A 26,606-nucleotide genomic window follows, 5' to 3' on the forward strand; every position below is an offset into this window, starting at 1 on the left:
TCGAAGCCCTCACAGACACGAAGCCCCCGGTTGTTCCCCCGTGATCGGGGGCTTCGTTCTGCTCGCGCGCCCTTCTCCCCCCACGGGCCCGACGCACTGCGCTCACCCTCGGTCACGGTCTCCCTTCCGCCTGCGGAGCCCTTGGACCGACCGGCACCTGGGGGGCGGCGTCGCGGGGTTGGCCACGCACATCTGCGGCATTGTCGTCAGTCAACAACTCCCCCGTAGCCGGAAAGGCATGGGAGGGGGCCCCTTCGCGTTGCCTCCCTCCTCCGCCTCGCAGCTGCACGCACCCGGCCCCGCTCCTTCTCCCCCGTGTGCCGGTCGGTCTTATTCGAGTACTCCCCGCGCAGGTACGATGCCTCTCGGTGCGGTCAATTCCCGTTCGCGGCCCAGCGTTTCGGCGGGCGGTCGTGCGGCGGGACATCCTGGGGGCACGGTTTGTGGGGGACCAGATGGACATGGGCACACAGGGCGCACGGACCCCCGCCGACCTCGCCTGGCTGCGCGGCGTGGACGCCTACACGATGGGCGCCTATCCCCAGGCCGAGGAGGAGTTCAGGGCGGCGGTGCGCAGCGACCCGGGCATGGCGGACGGCTGGCTGGGGCTCCACGCGCTGAGGATCGACACCACGACGGCGCTGTTGCGCATGTACCGGCACCGCGAACGCTTCGGCGAGCAGCGCACCCGCCATCGGCGCACCCTCAATTCCTGGTACTGGCTGGGCTGGTGGGTGCAGCCGGTGCTGGAGAGCCCGCGCGACCTGATCCTCGCGCACGCCTCGCACTGGCTGGACGGGCGGCACGTCGCCGACCTGGACCGCGCCCTGGCCGACCTGCCACCCGTGGACACGGACCCACAGGTGCGTTTCCTGCACGCCTGCCGCGCCTACCTGGTCAAGGACTGGGAACAGCTCGTGCGCCACACCGAGCAGCTGATCGACGATCCGGTGCTCGGCATCGAGGCGGGGCTGTTCGGCGGGATGGCGCGGGTGCGGCTGGAGATGTACGGGCAGGCCGAGCCGCTGCTCGCCACGGCGCTGATGCGCTGTCGCAGCGAACAGCCGCAGCGCAAGGAGCTGCGCTACTGGCTGGCCCGTGCGCACGAGGGGACGGGCCGCAGCGCCGCCGCCCTGCCTCTGTACCGGGCGGTGCACCGGATCGACCCGGCGTTCATGGACACCTCGGCCAGGCTCGCCGCCATCGCGGACTACGACGGTCTGGACGGTCCCGACGACGTGGCCGGCATCACCGCGGTGTCCCTGGCCGGGCCGGGCACGGACGCCGCTGCCGACCCCCAGCCGGACGCGGACGCGATCCCCGGCAGCGGTCTGGTGGACGCCCGGGAGCCGCGGCCGGGCGACGACGTCCCGGGGCTCGGCGGCCTCGGGGTACCCGCGCCGTCCGACGGGGCACGTCACAGGGCCCCGGTGTCCGGGACGCCGCCTTCCCCCTTCCCGGCCGGCCCCAGCGACCCGGTGCTGCTCGCCCAGGCGCTGGCCCAGCTGGAGCGGATGGTCGGTCTGGACCCCGTCAAACGCCAGGTGAAGGCGTTGTCCGCGCAGTTGAACATGGCCCGGCTGCGGGCGGGTCAGGGGCTGCCGGTGCAGCCGCCGAAGCGCCATTTCGTCTTCTCGGGCCCGTCCGGCACCGGCAAGACCACCGTGGCCCGCATCCTGGGCCGGGTCTTCTACGCGCTCGGCCTGCTCGGCGGCGACCATCTGGTCGAGGCCCAACGGGCCGACCTGGTGGGCGAGTTCCTCGGACAGACCGCTGTCAAGGCGAACGAGCTGATCGACTCGGCGCTCGGCGGGGTGCTCTTCGTCGACGAGGCGTACAGCCTCTCCAACACCGGCTACAGCAAGGGGGACGCGTACGGCGACGAGGCCCTTCAGGTCCTCCTGAAGCGGGCCGAGGACAACCGGGACCATCTCGTCGTCATCCTCGCGGGCTATCCGGAGGGCATGGACCGTCTCCTGACCGCCAATCCGGGGCTCTCCTCGCGCTTCACCACCCGGGTGGACTTCCCCAGCTACCGGCCCGCCGAGCTCACCTCGATCGGTGAGGTGCTGGCCGAGGAGAACGGCGACGTGTGGGACGAGGAGGCCCTGGAGGAGCTGCGCTCGATCAGCACGCACGTGGTCGGTCAAGGGTGGATCGACGAACTGGGCAACGGGCGGTTCCTGCGCACCCTGTACGAGAAGAGCTGCGCCTACCGCGATCTGCGGCTCTCCGCGTACCCGACGGTGCCGGGCCGGGACGATCTGGCGACGCTGCGGCTGCCCGATCTGATGCAGGCGTACGGCGAGGTGCTGTCCGGCCGGGGCCCGGTGGACCGGGGGGCGCAGGAGCCGCCGACGCCGTGAGGACGCCCGGCGGACGGACCGGATGCCGGGCACCGCAGGACGTGCGCAGCAAGGGCCGGTCGCCGCCGGCCGGAGGACCGGGACGACCGGCCCTCCGGCGTCCACGGGCAAAGCCCGGTCAGCGGACCGAGGCGGTGAGTTCGCCGTAGCCGGTCGTGGTCTCCGCTGCCCGGCGCGGCACCGAGACCCGGTGGGCCGGGTCACGCACCTCACCGACCAGCGTCTCCAGCACGTCCTCCATGGCGACGAGGCCGAGGACCCGGCCGGAGGCGTCGGCGACCTGCGCCAGATGCGTCGCGGCGCGCCGCATCACGGTCAGGGCGTCGTCGAGGGGCAGTTCGGCCCGCACGGTCGCCATCGGCCGCCACACGTGCTGGGGGACGGCCCGATCGCCGTCCTCCAGGTCCAGCACGTCCTTGACGTGCAGATAGCCCATGAACGGGCCCCCGCCCCCGGCGCACACGGGGAAGCGCGAGAACCCGGTCCGCACGGTCAGCTCCTCGATCCGGCGCGGGGTGACGGACGGATCCACGGTGACCAGGGACGCCCGCTTCAGCAGTACGTCGGTGACGGGCCTGCTGCCGAGCTCCAGGGCGTCCCCCAGCCGCTCCCGCGCCTCCGGCTCCAGGAGACCGGCCTGACCGGAGTCCTCGACGAGCCGGTTGAGCTGCTCGCTGGTGAAGACCGCCTCCACCTCGTCCTTCGGTTCGACGCCGAAGATCCGCAGCACCAGCCGGGAGCAGGCACCCAGCGCCGAGGTGACCGGGCGGCAGAGGCGGGCGAAGCCCACGAGGCCGGGACTGAACCACAGCGCGGTCTTCTCCGGCGCCGCCATGGCGAGGTTCTTCGGGACCATCTCGCCGATCACGAGGTGGAGGAAGACCACGGAGACGAGGGCGAGGACGTAGCCGAGCGGATGGATGAGCCCCTCGGGCAGGCGGATCGCCTCGAAGACCGGCTCCAGCAGACGGGCGACGGTCGGTTCGGCGACGGCGCCGAGGGTCAGGGAGCAGATGGTGATGCCGAACTGGGCGGCGGCCATCATCTGCGGCAGGTTCTCCAGGCCGTGGAGCACCTGGCGGGCGCGGCCCGAACCGGCGGCGGCAACGGGTTCGATCTGGCTGCGTCGTACGGAGACCAGGGCGAACTCGGCGCCGACGAAGAAGCCGTTCGCCAGCACGAGGAGACCGGCGAACAACAGGTGGACCAGGTTCATCGCGCGGCCTCCAGGACCGGGTGGGTCGCCGGGGCGCCGCCGGGACCGGTGGTGCCCGCCATACGGACGAAGCGCACCTTCTCGGCCCGGTAGTGACCGACCTGGCGGACGGAGATCCGCCAGCCGGGCAGTTCGGCGCGGTCGCCGGGGGCCGGGATGCGTCCCAGCAGGTCGGCGACGAGCCCGGCGACGGTCTCGTACGGGCCGTCGGGCACGTCGAGACCTATCCGGCGCAGGGTCAAAACCCGGCAGCTGCCCTCGGCTTCCCAGGCGGGGCGGCCGTCCTCGGGGGCGGCGGGGGACAGCTCGGGCCGGTCGGCGCCCTCGGCGTCGTGCTCGTCCCTGACCTCACCGACGAGCTCCTCGATGATGTCCTCCAGGGTGACGACGCCGGCGGTGCCCCCGTACTCGTCGACCACGACGGCTATCGGCTGCTCCTTGCGGAGCCGTTGGAGCAGTTGCTCGACGGGCAGGGTCTCGGGGACCAGCAGCGGCGGGACGGCGATCCGGCCCGCCGGGGTGCGCAGCCGCTCCTGTGCGGGCACGGCGAGCGCGTCCTTGAGGTGGATCATGCCGACGACCTCGTCGATGCGCTCCCGGTAGACCGGGAAGCGGGACAGACCGGTGGCGCGGGTCAGGTTGAGGACGTCCTGGGCGGTCGCCGACGTCTGGAGGGCGCTGACCCTGACCCGCGGGGTCATGACGTGCTGTGCGGTGAGTCCGGCGAGCGACAGGGTCCGTACGAAGAGGTCGGCGGTGTCCTGTTCGAGGGCGCCGGCCTCGGCGGAGTGCCGGGCCAGGGAGACGAGTTCGCCGGGGGTGCGGGCGGAGGCCAGTTCGTCGGTGGGTTCGACGCCCAGCAGGCGTACCAGCCGGTTGGCGACCGTGTTCAGCAGACTGATCACCGGCCGGAACACGGCGGAGAAGCGGTGCTGGGGACCGGCGACGAACCGGGCGACCTGGAGCGGCCGGGAGACCGCCCAGTTCTTGGGCACCAGTTCGCCGACCACCATCTGGACGGCGGAGGCGATCAGCATCCCGGTCACCACACCGATGCCGGACACGGCCCCCGCGGGCAGGCCGATCGCGGTGAGGGGGCCGTCCAGCAACTGGGCGAGGGCCGGTTCGGCGAGCATGCCCACCACCAGTGAGGTGATGGTGATGCCGAGCTGGGTGCCGGAGAGCTGGAAGGAGAGTTCGCGCAGGGCCCGGACGACGGTACGGGCCCGTCGGTCGCCCTCGGCGGCGGCGCGTTCGGCGTCCGGCCGCTCCACCGTGACGAGCCCGAATTCGGCCGCCACGAAGAATCCGTTGGCGAGGATGAGAAGGAATGCCGCGCTCAGAAGCAGCAGGGGGATGGTCATGCCGCCGCCTCCGGGGAGGGGGCGGCGCAGGTACTACCGGACGATCCGTCCATTGCTGGAAGGAGTCACTCCTCGGGTCGCAGGAAAGCCCCGCCGGTCTCGGCGACCGTTCGTGCGGGGCGGGGCGCATCGGGGCGCCGCCGTTCTCCAGAGTAACGACCTGGGGGCCGACAGGGAGCCCGCTCCCTGTCGGCCCCCAGGCCGCCCGGCAGGAGCGGCCCCTGCCGGGCGGAGGGGTCAGCCGTTGTCCGTGCCCGTGCCGGTGCCGTGGTGCTCGGCGAGGGCGCGGAGCGCGCGGGCGTCCCGGATGGCCTGCTGCCTGCCGATGCCCGGCTGGATGCCGAGTGCGGGCATGCTGGTTCCGTCGCTCAGGTCCAGGAAGACCCAGGGGTCGCCGGGGCGGAGGTTGACGCGGAGGATCTCCGGCCAGGACAGCCGCCGCGTCCGGGTGAGGTTGACCACGGTCACGCCGCTCTCGTTCGCCACGACCTTCGGGCGGCTGAGGAGCGCGAGCACACCCAAGAACAGCAGCGCGGTGAAGATGAAGCTGGAACGCTCCCCCGGGCTCAGCTGTTCGAGGGTCAGGGCGATGACAGTGATGGCGACGAACATCACCGCCCCCACGGTCAGCAGGACCACCCGGGTGCGGGTCGGCCGGAAGGTGACCGGGAGTGCGGGAAGTTCGGACTCGGGGGCGGGCATGGTGTTCTGCGTCTCCGGGTGGTGGCCCGGCCGTCAGAGGCGGCAGGCGTGGATGGCGGTGGTGAGGATGGCGCGGGCGCCGAGGTCGTACAGGTCGTCCATGATCCGCTGGGCCTCGCGGGCGGCGACCATGGAGCGGACGGCGACCCAGCCCTCGTGGTGGAGCGGGGAGATGGTCGGCGACTCCAGGCCCGGGGTGAGGGCGACCGCGCGCTCCAGGTGCTCGACGCGGCAGTCGTAGTCCATCATCACGTAGCTGCGGGCGACCAGGACGCCCTGGAGGCGGCGGAGGAACTGCTGGACCTTGGGATCGTCGGCCGGGGCTCCTGTGCGGCGGATGACGACGGCCTCCGACGTCATGATCGGCTCGCCGATCACTTCGAGTCCGGCGTTGCGCAGGCTGGTGCCGGTCTCCACGACGTCGGCGACGACCTGGGCGACTCCGAGTTCGATGGCGGTCTCGACCGCGCCGTCGAGGTGGACGACGGAGGCGTTGACGCCGATGTCGGCGAGGTGCTTGGCGACGATGCCCTCGTAGGAGGTGGCGACCGTCTTGCCGTCGAAGTCCTGCGGGCCCTCGGCGACGCCGGGCTTGGTGGCGTAGCGGAAGGTGGAACGGGCGAAGCCGAGCTGGAGGATCTCCTCGGCGTCGGCGCCCGAGTCCAGCAGCAGGTCACGGCCGGTGATGCCGATGTCGAGGCGGCCGGAGCTGACGTAGATCGCGATGTCGCGGGGCCGCAGGTAGAAGAACTCGACCTGGTTCTCGGGATCGACGAGGACGAGTTCCTTGGACTCCTTGCGCTGCTGGTAGCCGGCCTCATGGAGCATCGCCATCGCAGGCCCGGAGAGTGATCCCTTGTTGGGGACGGCGATGCGCAGCATGAGGTCTGGTTCCTTTGCGAGGAGGGGTCTTGTCCGGAGTATGCGAATGTGCGGGATGCGGGGGTGCGGGGCGGTGCCCCGCTCGTGCTCAGAGGTGGGCGTAGACGTCGTCGAGGGAGATCCCGCGGGCGACCATCATCACCTGCACGTGGTACAGGAGCTGGGAGATCTCCTCGGCGGCGGCGTCCTTGCTCTCGTGCTCGGCGGCCATCCAGACCTCGGCGGCCTCCTCCACGACCTTCTTGCCGATGGCATGGACGCCCTTGTCCACCAGCTCGGCGGTGCGGGAGGTGGAGGGGTCGCCGTTGGCGGCCTTGAGCTGGAGCTCGGCGAAGAGCTCTTCAAAGGTTTTGTTCGCCATGATGGTCCTTAGCCTACGGGGTCCGACCCCCCCGATCAGCGCCAGGGCTCGCTGATGGTACGCAGTGTGGTGGCGGTGGCGACGGCCGCGGTGACCGCTTCGTGCCCCTTGTCCTCGTCGGAGCCCTCCAGTCCGGCCCGGTCGAGCGCCTGTTCCTCGGTGTCGCAGGTGAGCACGCCGAAGCCGACCGGGACGCCGGTGTCGACGGCCACCTGGGTGAGGCCGTTGGTGACGCCCTGGGACACGTATGCGAAGTGAGGGGTTCCGCCGCGGATGATCACGCCCAGGGCGACGATCGCGTCGTAGCCGCGTCCGGCGAGGACCTTGGCGACCACAGGGAGCTCGAAGCTGCCCGGGACCCGGAGCAGGGTCGGTTCGTCGATGCCCAGCTCGTGCAGGGCGCGCAGGGCGCCGTCGACGAGTCCGTCCATGACCTTCTCGTGCCACTGCGCGGCGACGACCGCCACGCGCAGGTCCCCGCAGTTGCGTACGGTCAGTTCGGGTGCGCCCTTGCCGCTCATGTTCTCTCCTGCCGGTCGTTCGGTGTGCTGGTCGTCCTGGTCGTTCGGGTCACTGGTTGGCGCAGGTCGACGCCGCGGCGGCGTCGAGCCAGGGCAGGTCGTGCCCCATGCGGTCGCGCTTGGTGCGCAGATAGCGCAGGTTGTGTTCACCGGCCTTGACGGGCATCGACTCGCGGCCGGTGACGGTCAGGCCGTGCCGCAGGATCGCGGCCGTCTTGTCGGGGTTGTTGGTCATCAGCCGCAGGCTGCGCACGCCGAGGTCCTTGAGGATCTGGGCACCGGCGGCGTAGTCGCGGGCGTCGGCGGGCAGGCCGAGCTCCAGGTTGGCGTCGAGGGTGTCGACGCCGCGTTCCTGGAGTTCGTAGGCGCGCAGCTTGGACAGCAGGCCGATGCCCCGGCCCTCGTGGCCGCGCAGGTAGACGACGACGCCGCGACCCTCCTCGGTGATGCGGCGCATGGAGGCGTGCAGCTGGGGTCCGCAGTCGCAGCGCTGCGACTGGAAGATGTCGCCGGTCAGGCATTCGGAGTGGACCCGGACGAGGATGTCCTCGCCGTCCCCCAGGTCGCCGTGGACGAGGGCGACGTGCTCGACGGCGTCGGCCGTGGAGCGGTAGCCGTACGCGGTGAACGGGCCGAAGCCGGTCGGCAGCCGTACCTCGGCCTCGCGGCGCACGGTCGGCTCCGAGGTGCGGCGGTAGGCGATCAGGTCCTCGATGGAGATGATCGTCAGGCCGTGCTTGCGGGCGAACGGGACCAGTTGCGGCAGGCGCAGCATCGTGCCGTCCTCGGCGGCGATCTCGACGATGGCCCCGGCGGGGCGCAGTCCGGCGAGCCGGGCGAGGTCGACGGCGGCCTCGGTGTGGCCGTTGCGGACCAGGACGCCGCCGGAGCGGGCGCGGAGCGGGAAGACGTGTCCGGGCCGCACGAAGTCTCCGGGGCCCGCCTCGCCGGAGGCGAGCATGCGGAGCGTGGTGGCCCGGTCGGCTGCGCAGATGCCGGTGGTCACGCCGTGGGCGGCCGACGCGTCGACGGAGACGGTGAACGCGGTGCGCATCGACTCGGTGTTGTGATCGACCATCTGCGGCAGTTCGAGCCGGTCCAGCTCGTCGTTCTCCATGGGCGCGCAGATCAGGCCGCGGCACTCGCTCATCATGAACGCGACGATCTCGGGGGTGGCCTTCTCGGCGGCGATGACGAGGTCGCCCTCGTTCTCGCGGTCCTCGTCGTCGACGACCACGACGGGCCGTCCCGCCGCGATGTCGCGGATGGCCTGCTCGACGGGGTCGAGCGCGAGGTCCTCGGCCCCGTTCTCGTCCTCCAGGTGCAGCCAGGCGGTCCGGGCGGTCATGCCGTCGCTCCTTCCAGGGCGGGGGTACGGGAACGCAGCCACCAGTCGCGCATGCCCCACAGGACCAGGGCGCCGTACACGACGTAGACGAGGCCGGAGAAGGCGAGGCCACTGTGGAAGTTCAGCGGGACGCCGACCAGGTCGACGAGGAGCCAGGCGAACCAGAACTCGACCATGCCGCGGGCCTGGGCGACCATCGCGGCGAGCGTGCCGGCGAAGATGTACGCGTCCGCCCACGGGCTCCAGGACAGCGAGGGGAAGGCGGTGAACAGGCCGCCGACCACGAGCGTGCCGAGTGCCGCCCCGCCCAGCAGCAGTCCGCGCTCGCGCCAGGTGGCGAACCGGACGGCGATGGAGCCGTCCTGCGCCTGCCGTCTGCCGCCGTTCCACTGCTGCCAGCCCCAGACCGCCACGGCGATGACGACGAGCTGCTTGCCGACGCTGCCGGCCTGGTGCACGGAGGCGTTGGCCGCGACCAGCACGACACCGGACAGGAGCTGGGCGGGCCAGGTCCAGACGGACCGGAGCCAGCCCAGGGCCAGCGCCAGCAGCCCGATCGTGTTGCCGATCATGTCGGACCAGATGATGTGCTGTCCGAAGGCGGTGAACGCCTCCGAGTTCAGCCAGTTCAGCGCGGTCACTTCGCCGGCTCCTCGGGCTCGGACACGGTGGCGGCGAGCAGTCGCTCGACGTACTTCGCGATGACGTCCACCTCCAGATTGACCGGGTCGCCGGGCCCCTTGATGCCGAGCGTGGTCAGGGCGAGGGTGGTGGGGATGAGGCTGATGGTGAAGTAGTCGGGTCCGGCGTCCACGACGGTCAGGCTCACGCCGTCGACGGTGATCGAGCCCTTCTCCACCACGTAGCGGGTCAGGTGGGCGGGCAGGGAGACCTTCACGATCTCCCAGTGCTCGGACGCCTTGCGCTCGACGATGCGGCCGGTGCCGTCGACGTGACCCTGCACGAGGTGGCCGCCGAGCCTGCCGCCGACCGCCGTCGGGCGTTCCAGGTTGACCCGGGAGCCCGCTTCCAGGGCGCCGAGGCTCGACCGGTTCAGCGTCTCGGCCATCACGTCGGCGGTGAACTCCCCGTCACCGAGGTCGACGACGGTGAGGCAGACGCCGTTGACGGCGATGGAGTCGCCGTGCTTGGCGCCGTCGGTGACCAGGGGGCCGCGCAGACGGAAGCGGGAGGCGTCGCCGAGCTTCTCGACGGCGGTGACCTCACCCAGTTCTTCGACGATTCCGGTGAACATTCAGTTTTCCTTCCGGGCGGGTCCGGGGACGGCGGTGACGCGCAGATCGGGACCGATGCGGGCGGTCTCGGTCACTCCGAGGCGCAACGCCTCGGAGAGGGTGGGGATTCCGGCGTCGGCGAGGGCCATGGGGCCGGCACCGAGGAGCACGGGGGCGAGATAGCCGACGACCTTGTCGATGGTGCCCGCGGCGACGAAGGCCCCGGCCAGGGTCGGGCCGCCTTCGAGGAGTACGGAGCGGACGCCGCGCGCGTACAGGGCGTCGAGCAGGGCGGGTACGGCGAGGCCGGGACCGGCGGCGGCGCGTGGCAGCCGCAGCACTGCCTCCTCGGGGAGGTGACGGGCGTCGGCGTCCTCGGCGACGGCGACGAGGGTGGCCGCGGCGTCGTCGAGGACACGGGCGCCGGGGCGCACGGCGGTGGCGCCGGTGTCCACGACCACCCGCAGGGGCTGTACCGCTCCGTCGACGCCCCGCACCGCGAGATGCGGGTCGTCGGTGCGGGCGGTACCGGAGCCGACCACCACGGCGTCGGCCTCGGCGCGCAGCCGGTGGACGTCGGCGCGGGACTCGGGCGAGGTGATCCAGCGGCTGGTGCCGTCGGCGGCTGCGATCCGGCCGTCGAGGGTCGCCGCGTACTTCCACAGGACGTACGGGCGGCCGAGGCGCACCGAGGCCAGCCAGGCCGCGTTGCCCGCCTCGGCCTCGTCCGCGAGCACCCCCTGCCCGACCGTGACCCCGGCCGCGCGCAGGGTGTCGGCGCCACCGGTGGCCTGTGGGGTCGGGTCGGCGACCGCGTAGACGACGCGGCTTATCCCGGCCTCGACGAGCGCCTGGGCGCAGGGGCCGGTGCGGCCGGTGTGGTTGCAGGGTTCGAGGGTGACGTAGGCGGTGCCGCCCCGGGCCCGATCGCCCGCGGCGCGCAGGGCGTGGATCTCGGCGTGCGGTCCGCCGGCGCGCCGGTGGTGTCCCTCACCGGCCGGGCGGCCCTCGGCGTCGAGGACGACGCAGCCGACCACGGGGTTGGGGCTGGTGGAGCCGAGACCGCGGGCCGCGAGCGCGATCGCGCGGCGCATGGCGGTGACGTCGACTGCGGTGTCCACCGGGTCCTCCTGCCTCTTCGGGCACGGACTCCGGGGCCTGTCGACGACGACAGAAGAAGCGGGAACGCGACAACGGGACGCCGAATGCCGAGAACGGACGGCTCGGTTGCCCGAGAACCGTCCGCCGATGGCGGCGTACCCGTGATACGGCCCGCCGCGCACTGCCTCCCATCCGGACTTTAACCGTCGGTCCAGGAATTTCACCTGGTCAACCGGCCGCTGGCTGCGGACGGGTCGCGGACTATAACCGCCGGTTCGGAATTGCACCGACCCCGGAGTGCGCTGCTACTGGTACACGGTCAGTGTGCCACGCCGGGCCATCGGCCATGCGGGTGAGCGCTGTGCAGTGCCTCACAGGCCCCGGGGTCGCACCCCGTCCGAGCACGGGCGCGGTCCGGTCCCGTCCTTCCGGCCGGTCTTCCGGTCCGGCCGCGCCGTCCCTGCGCTCCGGCCCCGGTTCCCCCGGTTCAGCCCGCGGGGGCGAAGAGGTCGTCCTGCGCCGCGTCCCGGGCGGCGAGCAGCGCCCCGCGCAGCACCGCGGCGCCGCCCAGCCGTCCGGCTCTGACCTCGGTGCGCAGCGGGGACAGGGCGGCCAGCCGCTCCTCGACCCGCGCCGCCAGTGCCTCACCGCCCGCGTGACCGACCTCGCCGGCGAGCACCACGCACCCCGGGTCGAGCACCGAGGCGACCGAGGCGGCGCCGAGCGCGATCCGTTCGGCGAGGGTGTCCAGGAACGCCTCGCTCCCGCCCTCCCCCGCCAGTGCCGCCCGGACCGCGAACGCGGCTCCCGGTTCCTTGTCGCCCTCGGCGGTGTCCGGGGGCACGACGATGCCGTGGGCGGCGGCCAGTGCGCAGACCGGGGCGGACCCCACCAGCGAGTGGAAGCCGCCGTCACAGCTGACGGCCGACGGGACACCGGCCGTGCCGGGCACCGGCAGGAAACCGATCTCGCCCGCCCCGCCGGAGGCCCCGCGCCGGAGCCTCCCGTCCAGCATGACGGCGGCGCCCACGCCGTGCCCGAGCCAGAACAGGACGAAGGTGTCGCGCTCCCGGGCGGCGCCGTCGCGGTGTTCGGCGACGGCGGCGAGATTGGTCTCGTTCTCCACCAGCACGGTCGCGGGCAGCCGCTGCTGGAGCACTCGGACCAGCCGCCGGTGCCAGGCGGGCAGCCCGCTCGTGCCGCGCAGTTCGCCGGTGACCGGGTCGATCAGGCCGGGCGCGCCGACGCCGACGCTGTGCAGCGGGGCGGCGCCCGCCTTGCGCATCGTGCGTTCCAGCAGTGCGGCGGCCTGCTCGGCGGCGGCATCGGTGCCCGTGTCGCCGTCGATGGGCAGCGCCGCCTCGGAGAGCGTGGTGCCGACGAGGTCGGCGACGACCACGGCGACGCTGCCGGTGCGTACGTCGAGCGCGGCAAGGTGGGCCCGGTCGGCGGCGATCCCGTACAGCCGGGCGTTGGGCCCGCGGCGCTCGGCCCCCGCCTCACCGACGACCCGGATCAGCCCGGCGCCCTGCAGCCGCTCGACGAGGTCGGCGACAGTGGGGCGGGAGAGCCCGGTCAGGTTCTTCAACTGCGCGGCCGTCAGCGGGCCGTCCTGCTGGAGCAGCCGCAGGGCGAGCCGGTCGTTGATGGCCCGCGCGGTGCTCGGTGATGCGGCCATGCCGGGATCCTTCCAGAACACCACCCCACGGGGACGCACGGGGGCTATTTATCAGGCAGGGTGCCTGATAGTTTACGGCCCGCGCCGCAAAGGCGGTCACCGGCGGCAAAGCGGCCGAGGGAGGCACGGCAGGAACGGCAGGCATGGCGACGGATTCCACGGCGGCGGCCGAGGGAGGGCACGAGGTATGACGATGGATTCCACAGCGGCGGTCTTCGGCACGGAGCGGGTGAAGCGCGCCAGGATCGCCGTCGCCGCCGTCTTCGCGGTCCACGGCGCGGTAACCGGCAGCTTCGCCACCCGGGTCCCGTGGATCCAGGAGCACGCCGGGGTGAGCGCCGGGCAACTCGGTCTCGCTCTCGCCTTCCCCGCGATCGGCGCCTCGCTCGCGATGCCGCTGGCGAGCTCGATCAGCCATCGTTTCGGCGCCCGTACGGCGCTGCGCGGACTGCTGGCCCTGTGGACGCTCGCCCTGGTCCTGCCCTCTCTGGCGCCCGACCTGCTGACGCTGTGCGCGGCGCTCCTGGTGTACGGGGCGTCGGCCGGCATGTCGGACGTGGCGATGAACGCCCTCGGTGTCGAGGTGGAGAACCGTCTGGGCACATCGATCATGTCCGGTCTGCACGGTCTGTGGAGCGTCGGGGCCCTGGCCGGTTCGGCGGCGGGCACGGTGGCCGCGCATCTGGGCACCGACGCCCGGCTGCACCACGTGGTCGCCGCGCTCGTCCTCACCGCGCTCGGCCTGTTCGCCTGCCAGGGCGTGCTGGACCTGCGCAGCGAGCCCGACGAGGAGCCGCCGCCTCGCTTCACGCTGCCGCCGAAGTCCGCGCTGATCATCGGGGCTGTGGGGTTCTGCGCGGTGTTCGCGGAGGGGGCCGCCCTGGACTGGTCGGCGGTGTACCTGCGGGACGTCATGGACACCTCCGCCGGGCTCGCGGCCGCGTCCACCACGGCGTTCGCGCTCACCATGGCGGTGGCCCGGATCGCCGGTGACAAGGTCGTCGACCGTTTCGGGGCGGTGCGGACCGTCCGGGTGAGCGGCGCCCTCGCGACGGTCGGCGGGGTGCTCGTGGTCGCGTCGCCGAGCGCGGTGGCGGCCATGTGCGGCTTCGGGCTGCTCGGCCTCGGTGTCGCCGTGGTGGTCCCGCTGGCCTTCGCGGCGGCCGGGCGCAGCGGGCCGAACCCGAGCCGGGCGATCGCGGGCGTGGCCACCATCACGTACGCCTCCGGGCTGATCGCGCCGTCCGCGATCGGCTCGCTGGCCGGGGCGACCTCGCTGGTCGTGTCGTTCGGCCTGGTCACGGTGCTGGCGTTCGGTCTGGTGCTGGGCGCCGGGGTGCTGCGGGCGGGCGACCGCGGGAGCGTGCGGACCGGGGGCGCGGGCGCGCCGGACACGGCGGCGGCCGAGCCTCGTCCGTGAGCCGTCCATCACGCGGTGGACGGCGCCGGGCCCGGCCCGCGGGCGGATCCGCCCGCGTCCGTCGTGCGCCGAGGCCCAGGTCATAGCGGTACGCCCCGGAAACGGGCCACCCGTGACCCGGCATTACCATGACGCTGTTTCGATTCTGCGGATGTGCGCCATGCCGGGCGAGGTACTGGGCTCCGCACCTACACACAGGGAGCGACCATGAGCCTCGGCGTGCGCTGGACCTTGCACGGCGACGGGAGGACACCCGCGCCGGGGGCCGTGGTCCGGCCGGACGAACGGCTCTCCTGGCCCCGTACGTTCGGGCTCGGCGCCCAGCACGTGGTCGCGATGTTCGGCGCGTCCTTCGTCGCCCCGGTGCTCATGGGTCTCGACCCGAACCTGGCGATCATGATGTCGGGGGTCGCGACCGCCATCTTCCTGCTGGCCACGCGCGGCCGGGTGCCCAGCTACCTCGGCTGTTCGCTCTCCTTCGTCGGAGTCGCGGCGACGATCCGGGCGAGCGGCGGCAGCAGCGCCGTGGTCACCGGCGCGGTCTTCGTGGTCGGCGTGGCCCTCTTTCTCGTGGGCCTCGCGGTGCAGCGGTTCGGCGCGCGGATCATCCACGCCGCCATGCCGCCGGTGGTCACCGGCGCCGTGGTCATGCTCATCGGCTTCAACCTGGCGCCGGTGACCGCGTCGACGTACTGGCCCCAGGACCAGTGGACGGCGCTGCTGGTGATGCTCTTCACCGGGCTCGCCGTGGTGTGCCTGCGCGGGTTCCTGTCCCGGATCGCGATCTTCCTGGGCCTGGTCTTCGGATACGCGCTGTCCTGGGGCCTCGACCGGGTCTTCGGCAAGATCCACTCCCCGGTGGGCGGCGCCGAGGCCGTCGACCACTGGCGGCTCGACCTGTCGGGTGTCGCCAAGGCCGACTGGATCGGCCTCCCGTCCATCCACGCGCCGAGCTTCGAGTGGTCGGCGATCCTGGTCGCCCTGCCGGTCGTCATCGCGCTCATCGCCGAGAACGCCGGGCACGTGAAGGCCGTCGGCGAGATGACGGGGTCCTCGCTGGACGACAAGCTGGGCACCGCGATCGCCGCCGACGGCGCCGCGTCGATGCTGTCGACGGCGGTGGGCGGCCCGCCGAACACCACGTACTCGGAGAACATCGGCGTCATGGCGGCGACCCGGGTCTACTCCACCGCCGCGTACTGGGCGGCCGCCTGCTTCGCCCTGCTCTTCGGCCTCTGCCCCAAGTTCGGCGCGGTCGTCGCCGCCATCCCCGGCGGTGTGCTCGGCGGGATCACCGTCATCCTCTACGGCATGATCGGCCTCCTCGGCGCCCAGATCTGGCTGCACGCCAAGGTCGACCTGCGCAATCCGCTGAACCTGGTCCCGGCCGCGGCGGGCATCATCATCGGCGTCGGCGGGGTCAGCCTGAAGATCACCGACAACTTCGAGCTGAGCGGCATCGCCCTGGGCACGATCGTGGTCATCACCGGCTACCACGTACTGCGGGCCTTCGCCCCGGCCCACCTCAAGACGCAGGAACCCCTCCTGGACTCGGGCACGTCGGCGTACGACGAACCGGCCGCGAAGGAGAAGACCTGACGGGGAGGAAGTGCTCGGGTCCGCGTCCGGAGCGGCGACGCGGGCATCGGCGGCCGACGAGGTGGGACACCGTGCGTCCGACGACCCAGCGGTGGCGGCCGAGTCGGCCGGAGGGGTCGATGCCCTTGCGGGGGTTCGGTGGCGGACACCTCTGCTCACGGAGCACCGCCTTCCGGACAACCTCCCTCGACGGCCGCCCCTGGTCCGGCCACACGGGCCGGACCAGGGGCGGTTCTCACGCGGTGGACCGAATGCGGCTCAGGACCTCGGTGAGGGCGCCGTGCGAGGAGCCGGAGGCGCGCCGGGCGACATGCCCGTCGGGGCGTACGAGGACGGCTTCGTCCGGCCCCGCGGACCCGAGGATCTCCGCCCACCCGCCGGGGACGGCCTCTCGCCGCGCGCCGTCGCACGGCGCACGGGCCTCGACCGGGATCCCCGTCCCGCGCGCTGTGGCGGCCTGTCGGCGCCATTCCGGGCTGTCCTCGCCGCGAGGAGCGTGAAGCCGAGGCCGAACGAGGTCGAGGGTGGAGGGGGTGTCCGGGGACCCGCCGACGAGGCGCCCGTGCGGCAGGCGCCTTCCGGGATGCAGTCGGTGTGGTGGCCCGTGGCGTCCAGCGCGGTGCGGTCGCCCGCGCCGTGCCGGTGGCCGGAGCGATCGCGGTGGAGCAGTGGTCGGCGGTCAGAAGCAGCTCGTCGTCGATGCGGTATCCGCGTGCGCGTCGCCGCACACCGCGACCGGCGCGACCGGCGCGACTGTGCGACATCCCGCGAGTTCCCCTGAGCCCCGCTGAGTACCCGGCCCCGTGGCCAGGGAGTTCTTCCTCGTGGGTGTGCTGTGTGGCCTTGTGACGTAACTTCGGGATTCTTGAAGCGTTCTCACCGTGTCCGACCGATCCGTGATCGGCATGAAGGTGAGGTGCCTCGGGTTGTCTCTGGCGGTGGTACGGGACCTGCGCGAGGTCCGAGCGCCGGTCTCGGCGGAGGAACTGGAGCAGTTCGAGACCGACGTGCTGGCCGGGTTCGTCCTTGCGCGGGCTTCGGCTGGCTGACGGCACGATCCGCGGGGACGTCGGGCATCTGGAGCAGATCCGGGCCTCGTTCGGCCGGCCGCTGTGGGAGATGGAACCGTCCGACGCCGACGCGTACTTCGGGAAGGTGCTGCGGGGCTCGCCCAGCGGCACCCGGCTGGCCCGCTCGCAGGCGTTGAGCACGTACTTCCTCTTCCTGGAGCTGCGGCACAAGGTCGAGATCCACCGCATGACCGGGCGCGTGGTCGAGTGCCCGATCGATGAGATGAACCGGCCGCGCGGCTCCAAGGACGCCCAGCTGCGGATCCCGCCGACCGAGCCGGAGGCCCGGCAGCTGTCCACCGGCTGGGCGGGGAAGCTGGCCACCTGCCAGCAGTTCGCCCCGACCGCGCGGAACTACACGGCCTCCAAGCTGATGTCCGAGGTCGGGCTGCGGGTGAGCGAGGCCCGCAAGCTCGACCTGGCGGACATCAAGTGGAACCTGGGCCGGTTCGGCAAGCTCCATGTCCGCCACGGCAAGGGCGCCCGCGGCTCCGGGCCGCGCGAGCGCATGGTCCCGCTGATCAACGGCGCGGACCGCACCCTGCGGTGGTTCATCGAGGATGTGTGGGGCCAGTTCGGCGACGACCACACCCGTCCCGGCGCCCCGCTATTCCCCTCGGAGCGCAAGAACGCCGACGGCACCGCCCGCCGGGTGGGCGACGATGCCCTGCGAGACGGGCTCTCGGCCGCGGTCGAGGGGCATCTGCCGGGCTGGAAGGACCTGCTGACACCGCATGTCCTGCGGCATTTCTGCGCGTCCCAGCTCTATGAGAACGGCCTCGACCTCATCTCAATCCAGGAGGTTTTGGGACATTCCTGGATCGCCACGACGATGCGATACGTCCATGTCCACCGCACCCGGGTCGAGGACGCCTGGGTCGCCGGGACCGAGCGGGCCGCGAAGCGGCTGGAAGGGCTGATCCGATGAGGTGGAACCTGCGGCTGACGGCCACGAACAAGGGTATCTGGAAGGCGTCCGAACTCCAACGGAGCCTGGCCGAACACGGGTTGGTGATCTCGGCGGGGAAGATGTCCGGGCTATGGTCCGGCCAGCCCGTCTCCCTCGAGCTCGACGACCTGGACTTCATCTGCGTCGTGCTCGGCTGCGAGATCGGCGACCTGCTGATCCCCGAGCCGGACAGGGTCCGCCGGCCCGGCGAGGAGACCGGCCAGCAGGCTGCCGTCGCGTCCGGCCCGGCTCCGACGGTGGTACCACGCCGGCGGGACGGCCGGTCGCTGCCGCCGATGTGACCGGCCAGGACGAGAGGACGACTCGCTGGTGCTGGAGCCTGACAGCTGCTCGCACTGCCTGGCCTAGGGTCTGCTGTTCATGCGGTGGTGCGGGGGCTGCAATTCTTTCGCCCGTCCCGGTCCGCACAGTCCATGCGCGGGCTGCCGCCGGAACGGTCCGCTTCGGAAGGGGTACTGCCGTCTGTGCTGGTGCCAGGCCCGTACGCAGGCAGCGACAACCGGCGCGAGGGCGGAGTCGCTGCTGCTGACGCTGCGGCATCGCCAGCTGTTCTTCGCGCACATGGCTCCGCTGCGGGAACGCGTCGCGCGGCCGCGGCTGCCGAAGTACGAGCGGCGAGGGTGCCCCCGCAAACCCGATCCCCCTCCGGCGTCGCCGCCCGGCGGCTGGCTCCAGCCTGCCCTGTTCGAGGTCTGCCGCGACTTCACCCGCATCGACCCCGAACAGCACACGGGCCCGGACAACCCCTGGCTGGCCTGGGCACGGCATACCGCCCACCGCCGCGGCGAGGCCCGCGGCTGGCCCCGCAAGATCCGCCTCGCCGTCGACCGAGCTCTGATCATCCTGATGTCCCGGCATGTCGGTGGCGACGTCGTGCGCTATTCCGAGCTCTACCCGGCCCTCAACCCCGTCGGCTGAACATGGAGCTGACCATCGAGGTCCTCGACCACATCGGCGTCTTCCTCGACGACCGGACACCGTCGTTCGAGCAGTGGCTGGAGCGCAAGCTCGACGGCATCGCCCCCGGGATCCGCCGCGATGTCGAGCACTGGGTCCGGCTCCTGCACGACGGCGGTCCCCGGTCCCAGCCCCGCGACGAGAACACAGCCTGGAACTACCTCAACCGGGTCCGTCCCGTCCTGCTGGAGTGGTCCACTCGCTACGACCATCTGCGCGAGGTGACCCGCGATGACGTCCTCGCCCAGCTCGATGCCCTCCACGGGGGCGGTCAGCGGCAGCACACCCTCATCGTGCTGCGGTCGCTGTTCCGCCAGGCGAAGAAGAACGGCACCATCTTCAAGAACCCGACCAGCCGCATCCGTGTCGGCCAGCGCGAGTACGGCATCCTCCAGCCCTTGGAGCCTGAGCACATCAACACCTCGATCGCCGCGGTCACCAAGCCGGCGGACCGCCTGGTCCTCGCCCTCGCCGCGGTGCACGCTGCACGGTCAGGCGCGATCCGCCGCCTCCAGCTCGATGACCTCGACATCGGCAACCGCAAGCTCACGATCGGCGGCCGCGTCCGGCCACTGGACGACCTCACATTGCACGTCGCCCTGGAGTGGCTGGAGTTCCGGCGCCGCCGCTGGCCCGACACCGCCAACCCACACCTCCTGATCAACAAAATCACCGCACTGGGCACCGGCCCGGTCAGCGAGGTCGCCCTCTCCAAACCCCTTCGCGGCCAGGCCGCCACCCTGGAACAGCTCCGCATCGACAGACAGCTCGAAGAGGCCCTCGCCCACGGACCCGACCCCCTACACCTCGCCGAGGTCTTCGACCTGGACGAGAAGACCGCGATCCGCTACGCGAACTCCGCACGAGCCCTGCTAGAACAGGCCGCTGAACAGCAGCTTCGATGAAACCCGCTCGACCGGGACGCGCCGTGAAGGGAATCATGAGCGAGTGACGTCGACCGAAGCAGCAGCAATCGCTCTACAGGACCATGCCGCCCTCTGGAGCATGGGAGAAATCCGCGCGAGCGACGTCGTCAATGCAGCCTGTGATGCGCTCGTCACCGGACTCGACACCCCCGGCCTTCGGGTCCTCGCCGCCTGCACACGTGCCGAGGCGGACTACGACATCCACGACTTGCTTCCCGAAGCACTCAACGAACTCGGCCTCACCTTCTATCCGGTCGCCAGCGAGGCCGGCCAAGGGGCCGCCGCCCGAGCTCTCGCACGCCGCATGCTCGCCGGTGAGCTGACACCTCGGGAGTTCACATTCCGTATTCACCAGCGCTACGGACATGAGCTGCCCCTGACTGAGCGGCTCGCCGTATTCGATGACGAGTACGACGTCCTCGAATACGGCGGCAGAACTGTGGACCAGGTCGATGCCGAGGTCACGGCCGAAGCCCGCCGCCTCGCAGCCCACCCCCACGTTCCCACCGAACCCACGGACACGCCCAACTGATGCACACGGGCGACCCGCGAGTTGCCGCTGAACAAGCTTCAGTTTCCCTGAACCCACGGGGCTCCAGGGGGTCGAGGAACATCGGAACGAAAACCGGCGCTAAGCCCTCATCGTTCCTGGTGGCGCCTGACGGTAAGTCGGTCTCGCGACGAGTCTGAAGTTGTTCCACGGATAACGCCCTATTATCTGCGGGAGCTTGATTCGTCACCTGCGGTGACGTCCGCCGGGCCGTACATGAAGCGGCCCCGTTATCCGTGGCAAGGGGGAAGCGGTGCCCAACGTCGTGCAACTGCCGGCCGGGAAGGCGTTGACCGTCCGCACGGCGGCCGACGCCTTCCTCGACTCGCTCCGCAACCCGAACACCGTCCGCAGCTACTGAGTCGGCGTCGGCAAGACCGCCGACCGGATCGGGGAGGCCCGCCCGCTCGGGTCGGTCGCGGACGACGAAATCGGCGAGGCCCTGGAACTGCTGTGGGGCCGCGCGGCGGTCAATACCTGGAACGCCCGCCGGGCGGCGGTGCTGTCGTGGCTGGGGCGGTGCGCGGAGTACGGCTACGACGGCCCGGCGGTCCCGGCCTGGACGAAGCGGCTGTCGGTGCCGGACTCCGAGACCCCGGCCCGCTCGAAGCTGGCGGTGGACCGACTCATCGCCCGGCGCGAGGTCCACCTGCGGGAGAAGACGCTGTGGCGGATGCTCCACGAGACCGCCGGTCGCTCGGAGGAGATCCTCGGAGTGAACATCGAGGACCTGGACCTCGCCGCCCGCCGCTGCCTGGTCAAGGCCAAGGGTGCCCGCAGCAAGGTCCGCCGCCGCGGGCAGGTGCGCGAGGACTTCGTACTGGAGACCGTCTACTGGGACGCCGGCACCGCCCGGGCTCCTGCCCCGCCTGCTGCGCGGCCGCACCCGCGGCCCGGTGTTCGTCACCCACCGCCGCCCCGGCCCGGGGAAGGTCGTCAGCCCGCGCGACGTGTGCCCGGACACCGGCCTGGCTCGCCTCTCCTACGGTCAGGCCCGCGTCCTGTTGGACGAGCAGACCGCAGTGCGTGGGCCGGGGACCGGCTGGGACCTGCACGAGTACCGCCATTCCGCCCCCACCTCGGGGAGCAGGGTGCCTCCCTGCTGATGCTGATGGCGAAGTCCCGGCATAAGAAGCCGGAGAACGTCCGCCGCTACTTCAAGCCGTCCCCCGAGGCGATCTCTGATCTGACCAGCCTGCTTGCACCCGGCAACACGCGCCGCTGACCAACAGCACAGCCCCGGGAGGACCCGAAAGAGCCCACGCACCGACGACTGGGCCAAGAAGTACCGGTCTGTCGGCTGATCATGGCCAACACGCTTCGGAAATCACTTGCAGCGCCTCCTTAGAGTGCGGACATGCCAATTTCGCTGCACCTGCAAGAGATCACTCCTGACAACTTCGAGAGCGCTATCGACCTGAGAGTCCGCCCCGACCAAGAACACCTGGTGGCACCCGTGGTGAAGTCACTCGCCGAGGCATACGTCCACCCCGGCATCGCATGGCCCCGGCTCATCTGCGACGACGACGAAGTCGTCGGGTTCCTCATGGCCTTCTTCGACATCGACTGGACCGGCAAGGGAACCGACTTCCGCTCCGGACTCTGGCGTCTCAACATCGCTGATGGAAAGCAGGGCCGAGGCTACGGACGCTTCGCAGTACAGTCCGTTGCCAACGAGATCCGGCGCCGAGGAGGCACGCGGCTGACGACCACCTGGCATCCCGGAGCGGATGGCCCAGCGGGTTTCTATCTGGCACTCGGCTTCCGCCCAACCGGAGAGACCAGCGGAGACCAAACGGTGGGCGTGCTGGAACTGAGCTGAACCCGCGTTTCTGCCGCACCGGCACATCACGCACGACGGTCTCCCTGCCGCTGGAACTCCCGCTGATGGCTCACCAGCAACACTGTAAGCAGGGGGAATAGCCCCGGCCGCGGCCTCCCGGGTGCCGTCCGCCGGCGCGAAGGGCCCGGGCAGCCGGACCGCGCAGAGCGGTCTCGCCGCCCGCGCCCGCTTCGCCGCGGCGATTTGCTGCGCAGCATCCGGTGCAGGTGCTCCAGCACGCAGAACGTGTACGCCTTCCAGTCCACCGTGCCCGGCTCCAGGTGCGGTGCCGCCAGGACCAGGCGTCGCCAGGAGCCGGTGAGCAAGCCAGCGTCGATCTCGGCCGGGCCGACCTTCTTGCGGCCCATCAGCTCCGGCAGTGACAGCAACGCGCCCCGTACGGCCTCGCCCTCCGAGGTGGCGTCGAAGTCCACCACGGTGATCAGCAGCTTCAAGAACGGGCGGACGGTGCCGAACCGGTTGATCAGCATGGCCCGCCATGCCTCGTCGGCATCCGAGTCCAGCGGCGGGGTCAGCTCGAACGGCGCGGCGATCGCCGCGGCCAGCTCGTGCCGGGGCACCACCTGCTCGATGGCCGCCCACATCCCTTCCAGGCTCTCCACCTTCGGCGGGGCGATCTCCCCGGTGTCGGTGTCGACCTGCTCACTCGTGGTGTCGAACACGACCTGGAACGCGGTCGCCAGCTTCGCCGACGCCCGCTCCACGCGCGGCAGGGTCTTCAGCTTCTCCTTCGCGCTCTCGCGCTCCGCCCTGGCCAGCAGCTTCGTCGCGATCAGCAGGTCCAGCGCGTCGTCCACCGCCCGCGACGTGAGGTACACGGTGGTGGCCAGCAGCGTCGCCAGGCGGCGAGCGTCGGAGTGCCGGCGCAGCAGCGACGCCTTCCCGTCCACCCCGTACCGCGACAGCTCCGCCAGCCGCCGCGGAGGTATCCGCGATACATCAACGGCGCCCATCCCGAACGCGGCGATCTCCTCCGCCCGCTCCAGCGCCCGCTTCATCTGCGGACCCGACACCCGCACCGGCCCGCGCCGCAGCCGGTCCAGCTCCGAGACCCGCTCGCCGGGCGGCACCGTCAGCAAAGAGTCCAGCACCGCCCGCTGCCCGGTGCTCAGCATCCCGTACAGGCTGTCCCACAGCCGCTGGTTCGCTGCCTCCCGCACCGAGGCCACCAGCCTCGTCAGCGTCGTCACCCCCGGCAGCAGCGCCCGCCGCTCCCGCAGCCACCCGGCCGCCGCGTCGAACAACGCCTTCGGCCCCTCGCCCGTCGTCCAGGCCCGCGCGTTCACCCAGGGCAACGCGACGGCCCAGGGCAACGCGACGGCCGAGGGCGCCGCGACGCGGCGGCGCCCCGTACGCGAGCGGTACTCAGAAGCAGTCGCCGAACCAGTGGACCGCACCCGGCGCGGTGACGGTGGCCCGGACCGATTCCTCGGTGGCGTGCAGCGGGCGCGCCATGCCCACGTGCTGCGTCACCGTCCGGGCGTCCGCCAGCAGGGCCGGCAGGGCGGCCCGGACCACGGGCCCGTCGGGGAGCCGGACCCGGGCCCGGTCCAGCCCGGCCGCCCGGCCCCGTTCGCCGACGGCGGCGAGCAGCGCGCCCAGGCACCCGGATGCGCCCGCGTATTCGTGGACCTCTACGCACTCCCCGTCGTACCGGGCCACGATCCAGCCGACGACGTGCCCCGATCCGGGGTCCTCCGCCACGAGCGAGTCCTCGAGCGGGCCGTACCAGGCGGGCGCCCGCACCGCCCAGTCCTCCGGCGTCCGCACCGCGCTGAGCGGCCGGTCCGCGTTGTACGTGTCGTGCAGGGCGGCCACCGCAGCGGCGTCACGCCCCGTGGCCGCGCGGATCCGGAAGGCCGCGGCCTCCGGCGCGGGCGCGAGCGTCCCCTCGGTGTACGTACTGGCGAACTCCCGCCACCCCGAGCTGCGGTAGACGCCCGGCGTCCCGGTGAACAGCAGGGACCAGTCGCACCCCTCGGCCGTCATGACGCGTTCCGTCGCCACCAGCAGCCGCCGCACCAGGCCCTGCCCGCGGGCCTCGGGACGGGTGGCGACACTGCCGATGCCGCCCACCCGTCGTGGGACGCCGTGCGCGTCGCGAATCCACCTCGGTACGTAGACCACGACGGCGTCGATCCCGCCGTCCGGGTCGTTCTGCGCCACGAACGTGTGCCGGTGGCGGTCGGGGTCGAGGGCGTGCAGGCGGGGAAGGTGCGGGGCGTCGAAGCAGCGCTCCCACAGGGCGGCCAGCGCCGGTTCGTCGGCCGGGGCCGTGGTGCGGACGAGGGCGGTCACAGGATCACGTTTCCTTCCGTGCGCACCGTGGCGCCGTCGGCGGGCATGGCGGTGCGTTCCGTGCCGTCCTCCACACAGGCGGTGTGCAGGACGGAGGCCAGGGCTTCGGGGGCGAGGTGGAGGGAGCCGCCGGCGAAACGGCCGCCGGTCGCCGCGTAGTGGTTGGTGCCGTCGGCGATGCGCACATGGGCGGTACCCGGGCCGGGGGCCGCGCTGCTGAACGCGATGAGGTCCCAGGTCACCCTGCCCGGTCCGGCCGCCCGGCCGAGCAGCACCCCGGCCTTGTTGGTGCCGGTGAGCCGGGCGCCGCCGGTGACGGTGATCCGCTGGTCGCGCACGGCGCTGAGCTCGATGCCGGTGTTCTCGTACCGGCCGCCGTCGATGTGCAGTTCGGCGGAGCCGACGGAGAGCGGGGCGGCGTCGCCGGCGCCGGTGACGGTGCAGTCGGTGAAGTGGACGGCACCGGCCCCGCGCAGGATCGCGCCGTCGACGCCCTTGAAGACGCAGCGCACGAAGTGGACGGGGGCGGTGACCGGGGTCTGGACGAGGACGGCGCCCGCGGGCGGCTCGAAGGAGCAGTCGCTGACGGTGGTGGGCCGGGTGGACCGGGCCGAGCGCTGGGCGACGGCGAAGGTCCTGGCGGTGCAGCCGCGGACCTGGGCGCCGTCGGCGTTGACGGTCAGGGTGCCCGCCTGGTCGAAGGTGGGCCGGGCGATCACGGTGACGTCCTCGAGGGTCAGGTCGGTGATCTTGGTGTTGGCGGTGAACCAGGAGCAGACGTGCCGTCGCACGGTGATGCGCTTGGCGGAGATCCCCCACTGCGCCCCGGAGTTGGCGATGTCCATCAGGCCGGAGTTGCCGTCGAAGAGCAGGTCGTGCTCGTACTGGCCATGGGTGGTGAAGGGGTTGCCGCCCGCGTCGTCGCCGTCGCCATGGCAGTTGACGACCGTGCAGTAGGCGGACGCGGTGAGGTCGTTGAGGTGGCGGACGTTGCTGGTCGTGCAGTCGGCGATGCGTCCGTACAGGCAGTAGATCTGCTGGGTGAGGTAGCCCGCGCCGCCGTACTCGACGGTGGGCGGGTTCTTCAGCGAGCAGTTCTCGGTGCGGAAGCGGGTGCACCAGCGCCGCATGATCACCGGCCAGAAGGTGCCGGTGGCGTGGATCCCGGAGACGTCGCAGCCGACGGCGTACTCGAAGCTGACGGGGTGGGACCCGGTGTACTCGTCGGGGCCCGCGCCCTCGAAGACCATGTTGCGCACATGCGCGTTGCGGACGGGCTCGATCCGGGTCCAGGTGAGTTCGCGGCCCTTCGCCAGCTCCCAGCCGTTGAGGTAGCCGATCCGGACGTGCGTCGCGTCGACGATCTCGGTGATCTCCACGAGCTTCTGCAGCTCGCGCTCGTCCCGCCCGCCGCCCGCGACCGGGGCGACCCGGACCGCCCACCACTGGCCGACCTCGAACGCCTTGGCGTCGGGGACCGGGAAGGTGTCGGTGAGTTCGACGACCGTGCCGGAGAGCGCGTGCCGGACGGTGGTGTCGGTGACGGTGCCGCGGAAGGAGAGGACGGCGCCGAAGGGGTTGTCGTGGGTGTTCTTCTCGATGCCTTCGGTGCGTATGCGGTGGCCGCCGAAGTCGAGTTCGATGTTCGAGCGGTCGAAGAGGTGGCGTCGGGTGAACAGGAGGTCGGTGTGGGCCTCGATGCGGTGGACGCTGTCGTCGGCGATCATGGCGTCGAGGGCGGCGTCGGCGGGGTTCTTCGCGTCGAAGTGGCCGAAGGTGCGGAAGTCGAGGGTGCCGGTGTGGAGCTGGTGCCAGCGGCCGGGTCCGGGGTGCTCGGTGTCGGGGGCGATGACGGTGCCGCCGTTGTGGGCGGTGGTGGACTTCTTGTGCCAGCGCACGGCCATGCCGCCGCCGTCGCCGGGGGCGTGGTGGCCGGCGACCAGGACCTGGGTGCCGTCGGGATACGGTTTCGTGTTCAGCGCGCGCAGCGCGGCGACCGTGTCGACCCGCAGGACGTCGCCCGCGCGGGCCGGCGCGGCCTGCGCGCTGCCGGACGCCACGGCCGTGGACGCCACGACCAGACCGGCCAGACCCGAAGCCCGCAGCACAGCACGACGGGACGACGGGGACGACGGTGCCGGGGGCCCGGCGGAGGACGGTGCGGGGACGGACATGACGAAGGTGCTCCTCGCGGTGTCG

General features: G+C 71.9%; 24 protein-coding genes, 2 pseudogenes and 1 riboswitch. Of the genes and pseudogenes, 11 read left to right on the forward strand and 15 right to left on the reverse strand.

What is annotated here, in order from left to right:
- Positions 1 to 455 precede the first annotated feature (455 nt).
- Positions 456 to 2,366 (forward strand): AAA family ATPase, encoded by a 1,911-nt coding sequence (locus ACGF2V_RS27565; protein ID WP_362710941.1) that lies wholly within the window; start codon positions 456 to 458, stop codon positions 2,364 to 2,366.
- Positions 2,367 to 2,484: 118 nt separating this feature from the next.
- Here the strand turns inward: ACGF2V_RS27565 and ACGF2V_RS27570 are convergent, their stop codons facing one another.
- From ACGF2V_RS27570 to ACGF2V_RS27620, 11 genes are all read right to left on the reverse strand, one after another.
- A complete protein-coding gene (locus ACGF2V_RS27570) occupies positions 2,485 to 3,582 on the reverse strand; it encodes a hemolysin family protein (protein ID WP_362625461.1) in 1,098 nt (365 codons plus the stop codon).
- The gene (locus ACGF2V_RS27575) at positions 3,579 to 4,946 is read right to left on the reverse strand and encodes a hemolysin family protein (RefSeq protein WP_362625460.1); all 1,368 of its coding nucleotides are present in this window, start codon (positions 4,944 to 4,946) and stop codon (positions 3,579 to 3,581) included. Before ACGF2V_RS27575 ends, ACGF2V_RS27570 begins: the two co-directional genes overlap by 4 nt.
- A gap of 237 nt (positions 4,947 to 5,183) precedes the next feature.
- Positions 5,184 to 5,648, reverse strand: a complete 465-nt coding sequence (locus ACGF2V_RS27580) for a PH domain-containing protein (RefSeq protein ID WP_362630403.1) — start codon at positions 5,646 to 5,648, stop codon at positions 5,184 to 5,186.
- 33 nt (positions 5,649 to 5,681) lie between these two features.
- On the reverse strand, positions 5,682 to 6,530 hold the full coding sequence (hisG, locus tag ACGF2V_RS27585) for an ATP phosphoribosyltransferase (protein ID WP_362630400.1): 849 nt from the start codon (positions 6,528 to 6,530) through the stop codon (positions 5,682 to 5,684).
- Between the two features lie 88 nt (positions 6,531 to 6,618).
- Complete coding sequence (locus ACGF2V_RS27590) at positions 6,619 to 6,891, reverse strand: phosphoribosyl-ATP diphosphatase (RefSeq protein WP_018524273.1); 273 nt, start codon at positions 6,889 to 6,891, stop codon at positions 6,619 to 6,621.
- Positions 6,892 to 6,926: 35 nt separating this feature from the next.
- Positions 6,927 to 7,412, reverse strand: a complete 486-nt coding sequence (gene ribH / locus ACGF2V_RS27595; protein WP_362630397.1) for a 6,7-dimethyl-8-ribityllumazine synthase — start codon at positions 7,410 to 7,412, stop codon at positions 6,927 to 6,929.
- 49 nt (positions 7,413 to 7,461) lie between these two features.
- Entirely contained in the window at positions 7,462 to 8,760 is a 1,299-nt protein-coding gene (locus ACGF2V_RS27600) for a bifunctional 3,4-dihydroxy-2-butanone-4-phosphate synthase/GTP cyclohydrolase II (protein ID WP_362630395.1), read from the reverse strand.
- Positions 8,757 to 9,401: a nicotinamide mononucleotide transporter family protein gene (locus ACGF2V_RS27605; RefSeq protein WP_362630392.1), complete on the reverse strand. Its 645-nt coding sequence runs from the start codon at positions 9,399 to 9,401 to the stop codon at positions 8,757 to 8,759. The genes ACGF2V_RS27600 and ACGF2V_RS27605 overlap by 4 nt, the downstream gene beginning before the upstream one ends.
- Positions 9,398 to 10,015: a riboflavin synthase gene (locus ACGF2V_RS27610; RefSeq protein ID WP_362710969.1), complete on the reverse strand. Its 618-nt coding sequence runs from the start codon at positions 10,013 to 10,015 to the stop codon at positions 9,398 to 9,400. Before ACGF2V_RS27610 ends, ACGF2V_RS27605 begins: the two co-directional genes overlap by 4 nt.
- Complete coding sequence (gene ribD, locus ACGF2V_RS27615; RefSeq protein ID WP_362630386.1) at positions 10,016 to 11,116, reverse strand: bifunctional diaminohydroxyphosphoribosylaminopyrimidine deaminase/5-amino-6-(5-phosphoribosylamino)uracil reductase RibD; 1,101 nt, start codon at positions 11,114 to 11,116, stop codon at positions 10,016 to 10,018.
- A 154-nt stretch (positions 11,117 to 11,270) separates the two neighbouring features.
- Positions 11,271 to 11,401, reverse strand: a riboswitch (FMN riboswitch).
- Between the two features lie 182 nt (positions 11,402 to 11,583).
- Positions 11,584 to 12,774, reverse strand: a complete 1,191-nt coding sequence (locus ACGF2V_RS27620) for an ROK family transcriptional regulator (RefSeq protein ID WP_362630383.1) — start codon at positions 12,772 to 12,774, stop codon at positions 11,584 to 11,586.
- Positions 12,775 to 12,961: 187 nt separating this feature from the next.
- Between ACGF2V_RS27620 and ACGF2V_RS27625 the strand changes: the two genes are divergently transcribed.
- Together ACGF2V_RS27625 and ACGF2V_RS27630 are read left to right on the forward strand one after the other, a co-directional pair.
- A complete protein-coding gene (locus ACGF2V_RS27625) occupies positions 12,962 to 14,194 on the forward strand; it encodes an MFS transporter (RefSeq protein ID WP_362710971.1) in 1,233 nt (410 codons plus the stop codon).
- 207 nt (positions 14,195 to 14,401) lie between these two features.
- Positions 14,402 to 15,793, forward strand: a complete 1,392-nt coding sequence (locus ACGF2V_RS27630; RefSeq protein ID WP_362630377.1) for a solute carrier family 23 protein — start codon at positions 14,402 to 14,404, stop codon at positions 15,791 to 15,793.
- 235 nt (positions 15,794 to 16,028) lie between these two features.
- On the opposite strand, the gene ACGF2V_RS27635 is transcribed toward ACGF2V_RS27630, so the two are convergent.
- Positions 16,029 to 16,382 carry a hypothetical protein gene (locus tag ACGF2V_RS27635; protein WP_362710991.1) on the reverse strand — a complete coding sequence of 118 codons (354 nt, stop codon included), beginning with the start codon at positions 16,380 to 16,382 and terminating at the stop codon, positions 16,029 to 16,031.
- Between the two features lie 292 nt (positions 16,383 to 16,674).
- Here ACGF2V_RS27635 and ACGF2V_RS27640 point away from each other — a divergent pair, with 292 nt between their 5' ends.
- The 8 genes and pseudogenes from ACGF2V_RS27640 (at position 16,675) to ACGF2V_RS27675 (ending at position 22,088) form a co-directional block, all read left to right on the forward strand.
- Positions 16,675 to 16,842, forward strand: a complete 168-nt coding sequence (locus tag ACGF2V_RS27640; RefSeq protein ID WP_362710973.1) for a hypothetical protein — start codon at positions 16,675 to 16,677, stop codon at positions 16,840 to 16,842.
- On the forward strand, positions 16,820 to 17,791 hold the full coding sequence (locus ACGF2V_RS27645) for a site-specific integrase (RefSeq protein ID WP_362710975.1): 972 nt from the start codon (positions 16,820 to 16,822) through the stop codon (positions 17,789 to 17,791). The genes ACGF2V_RS27640 and ACGF2V_RS27645 overlap by 23 nt, the downstream gene beginning before the upstream one ends.
- Positions 17,788 to 18,114: a helix-turn-helix transcriptional regulator gene (locus tag ACGF2V_RS27650; protein ID WP_362710977.1), complete on the forward strand. Its 327-nt coding sequence runs from the start codon at positions 17,788 to 17,790 to the stop codon at positions 18,112 to 18,114. The genes ACGF2V_RS27645 and ACGF2V_RS27650 overlap by 4 nt, the downstream gene beginning before the upstream one ends.
- Positions 18,115 to 18,394: 280 nt before the next feature.
- Positions 18,395 to 18,751, forward strand: coding sequence for a hypothetical protein (locus ACGF2V_RS27655; RefSeq protein WP_362710979.1), 357 nt, complete (start codon positions 18,395 to 18,397; stop codon positions 18,749 to 18,751).
- Positions 18,752 to 18,753: 2 nt separating this feature from the next.
- Positions 18,754 to 19,695: a hypothetical protein gene (locus ACGF2V_RS27660; protein WP_362710981.1), complete on the forward strand. Its 942-nt coding sequence runs from the start codon at positions 18,754 to 18,756 to the stop codon at positions 19,693 to 19,695.
- Positions 19,696 to 19,738: 43 nt separating this feature from the next.
- Positions 19,739 to 20,248: a hypothetical protein gene (locus ACGF2V_RS27665; RefSeq protein ID WP_362710983.1), complete on the forward strand. Its 510-nt coding sequence runs from the start codon at positions 19,739 to 19,741 to the stop codon at positions 20,246 to 20,248.
- A 271-nt stretch (positions 20,249 to 20,519) separates the two neighbouring features.
- Positions 20,520 to 21,491: pseudogene (locus ACGF2V_RS27670) on the forward strand (site-specific integrase).
- 132 nt (positions 21,492 to 21,623) lie between these two features.
- Positions 21,624 to 22,088 carry a GNAT family N-acetyltransferase gene (locus ACGF2V_RS27675; RefSeq protein WP_362710985.1) on the forward strand — a complete coding sequence of 155 codons (465 nt, stop codon included), beginning with the start codon at positions 21,624 to 21,626 and terminating at the stop codon, positions 22,086 to 22,088.
- Positions 22,089 to 22,291: 203 nt separating this feature from the next.
- On the opposite strand, the pseudogene ACGF2V_RS27680 reads toward ACGF2V_RS27675, so the two are convergent.
- From ACGF2V_RS27680 to ACGF2V_RS27690, 3 genes and pseudogenes are all read right to left on the reverse strand, one after another.
- A pseudogene (locus ACGF2V_RS27680) lies at positions 22,292 to 23,422 on the reverse strand (DUF4158 domain-containing protein); the annotation flags it as partial.
- A gap of 52 nt (positions 23,423 to 23,474) precedes the next feature.
- Complete coding sequence (locus ACGF2V_RS27685; protein ID WP_362710987.1) at positions 23,475 to 24,407, reverse strand: GNAT family N-acetyltransferase; 933 nt, start codon at positions 24,405 to 24,407, stop codon at positions 23,475 to 23,477.
- Positions 24,404 to 26,581 carry a peptidase C14 gene (locus tag ACGF2V_RS27690; RefSeq protein ID WP_389044857.1) on the reverse strand — a complete coding sequence of 726 codons (2,178 nt, stop codon included), beginning with the start codon at positions 26,579 to 26,581 and terminating at the stop codon, positions 24,404 to 24,406. Before ACGF2V_RS27690 ends, ACGF2V_RS27685 begins: the two co-directional genes overlap by 4 nt.
- Between the last annotated feature and the right edge of the window lie 25 nt (positions 26,582 to 26,606).

This window comes from Streptomyces sp. NPDC047982 (genome assembly GCF_043204165.1).
Classification (GTDB): Bacteria; Actinomycetota; Actinomycetes; order Streptomycetales; family Streptomycetaceae; genus Streptomyces.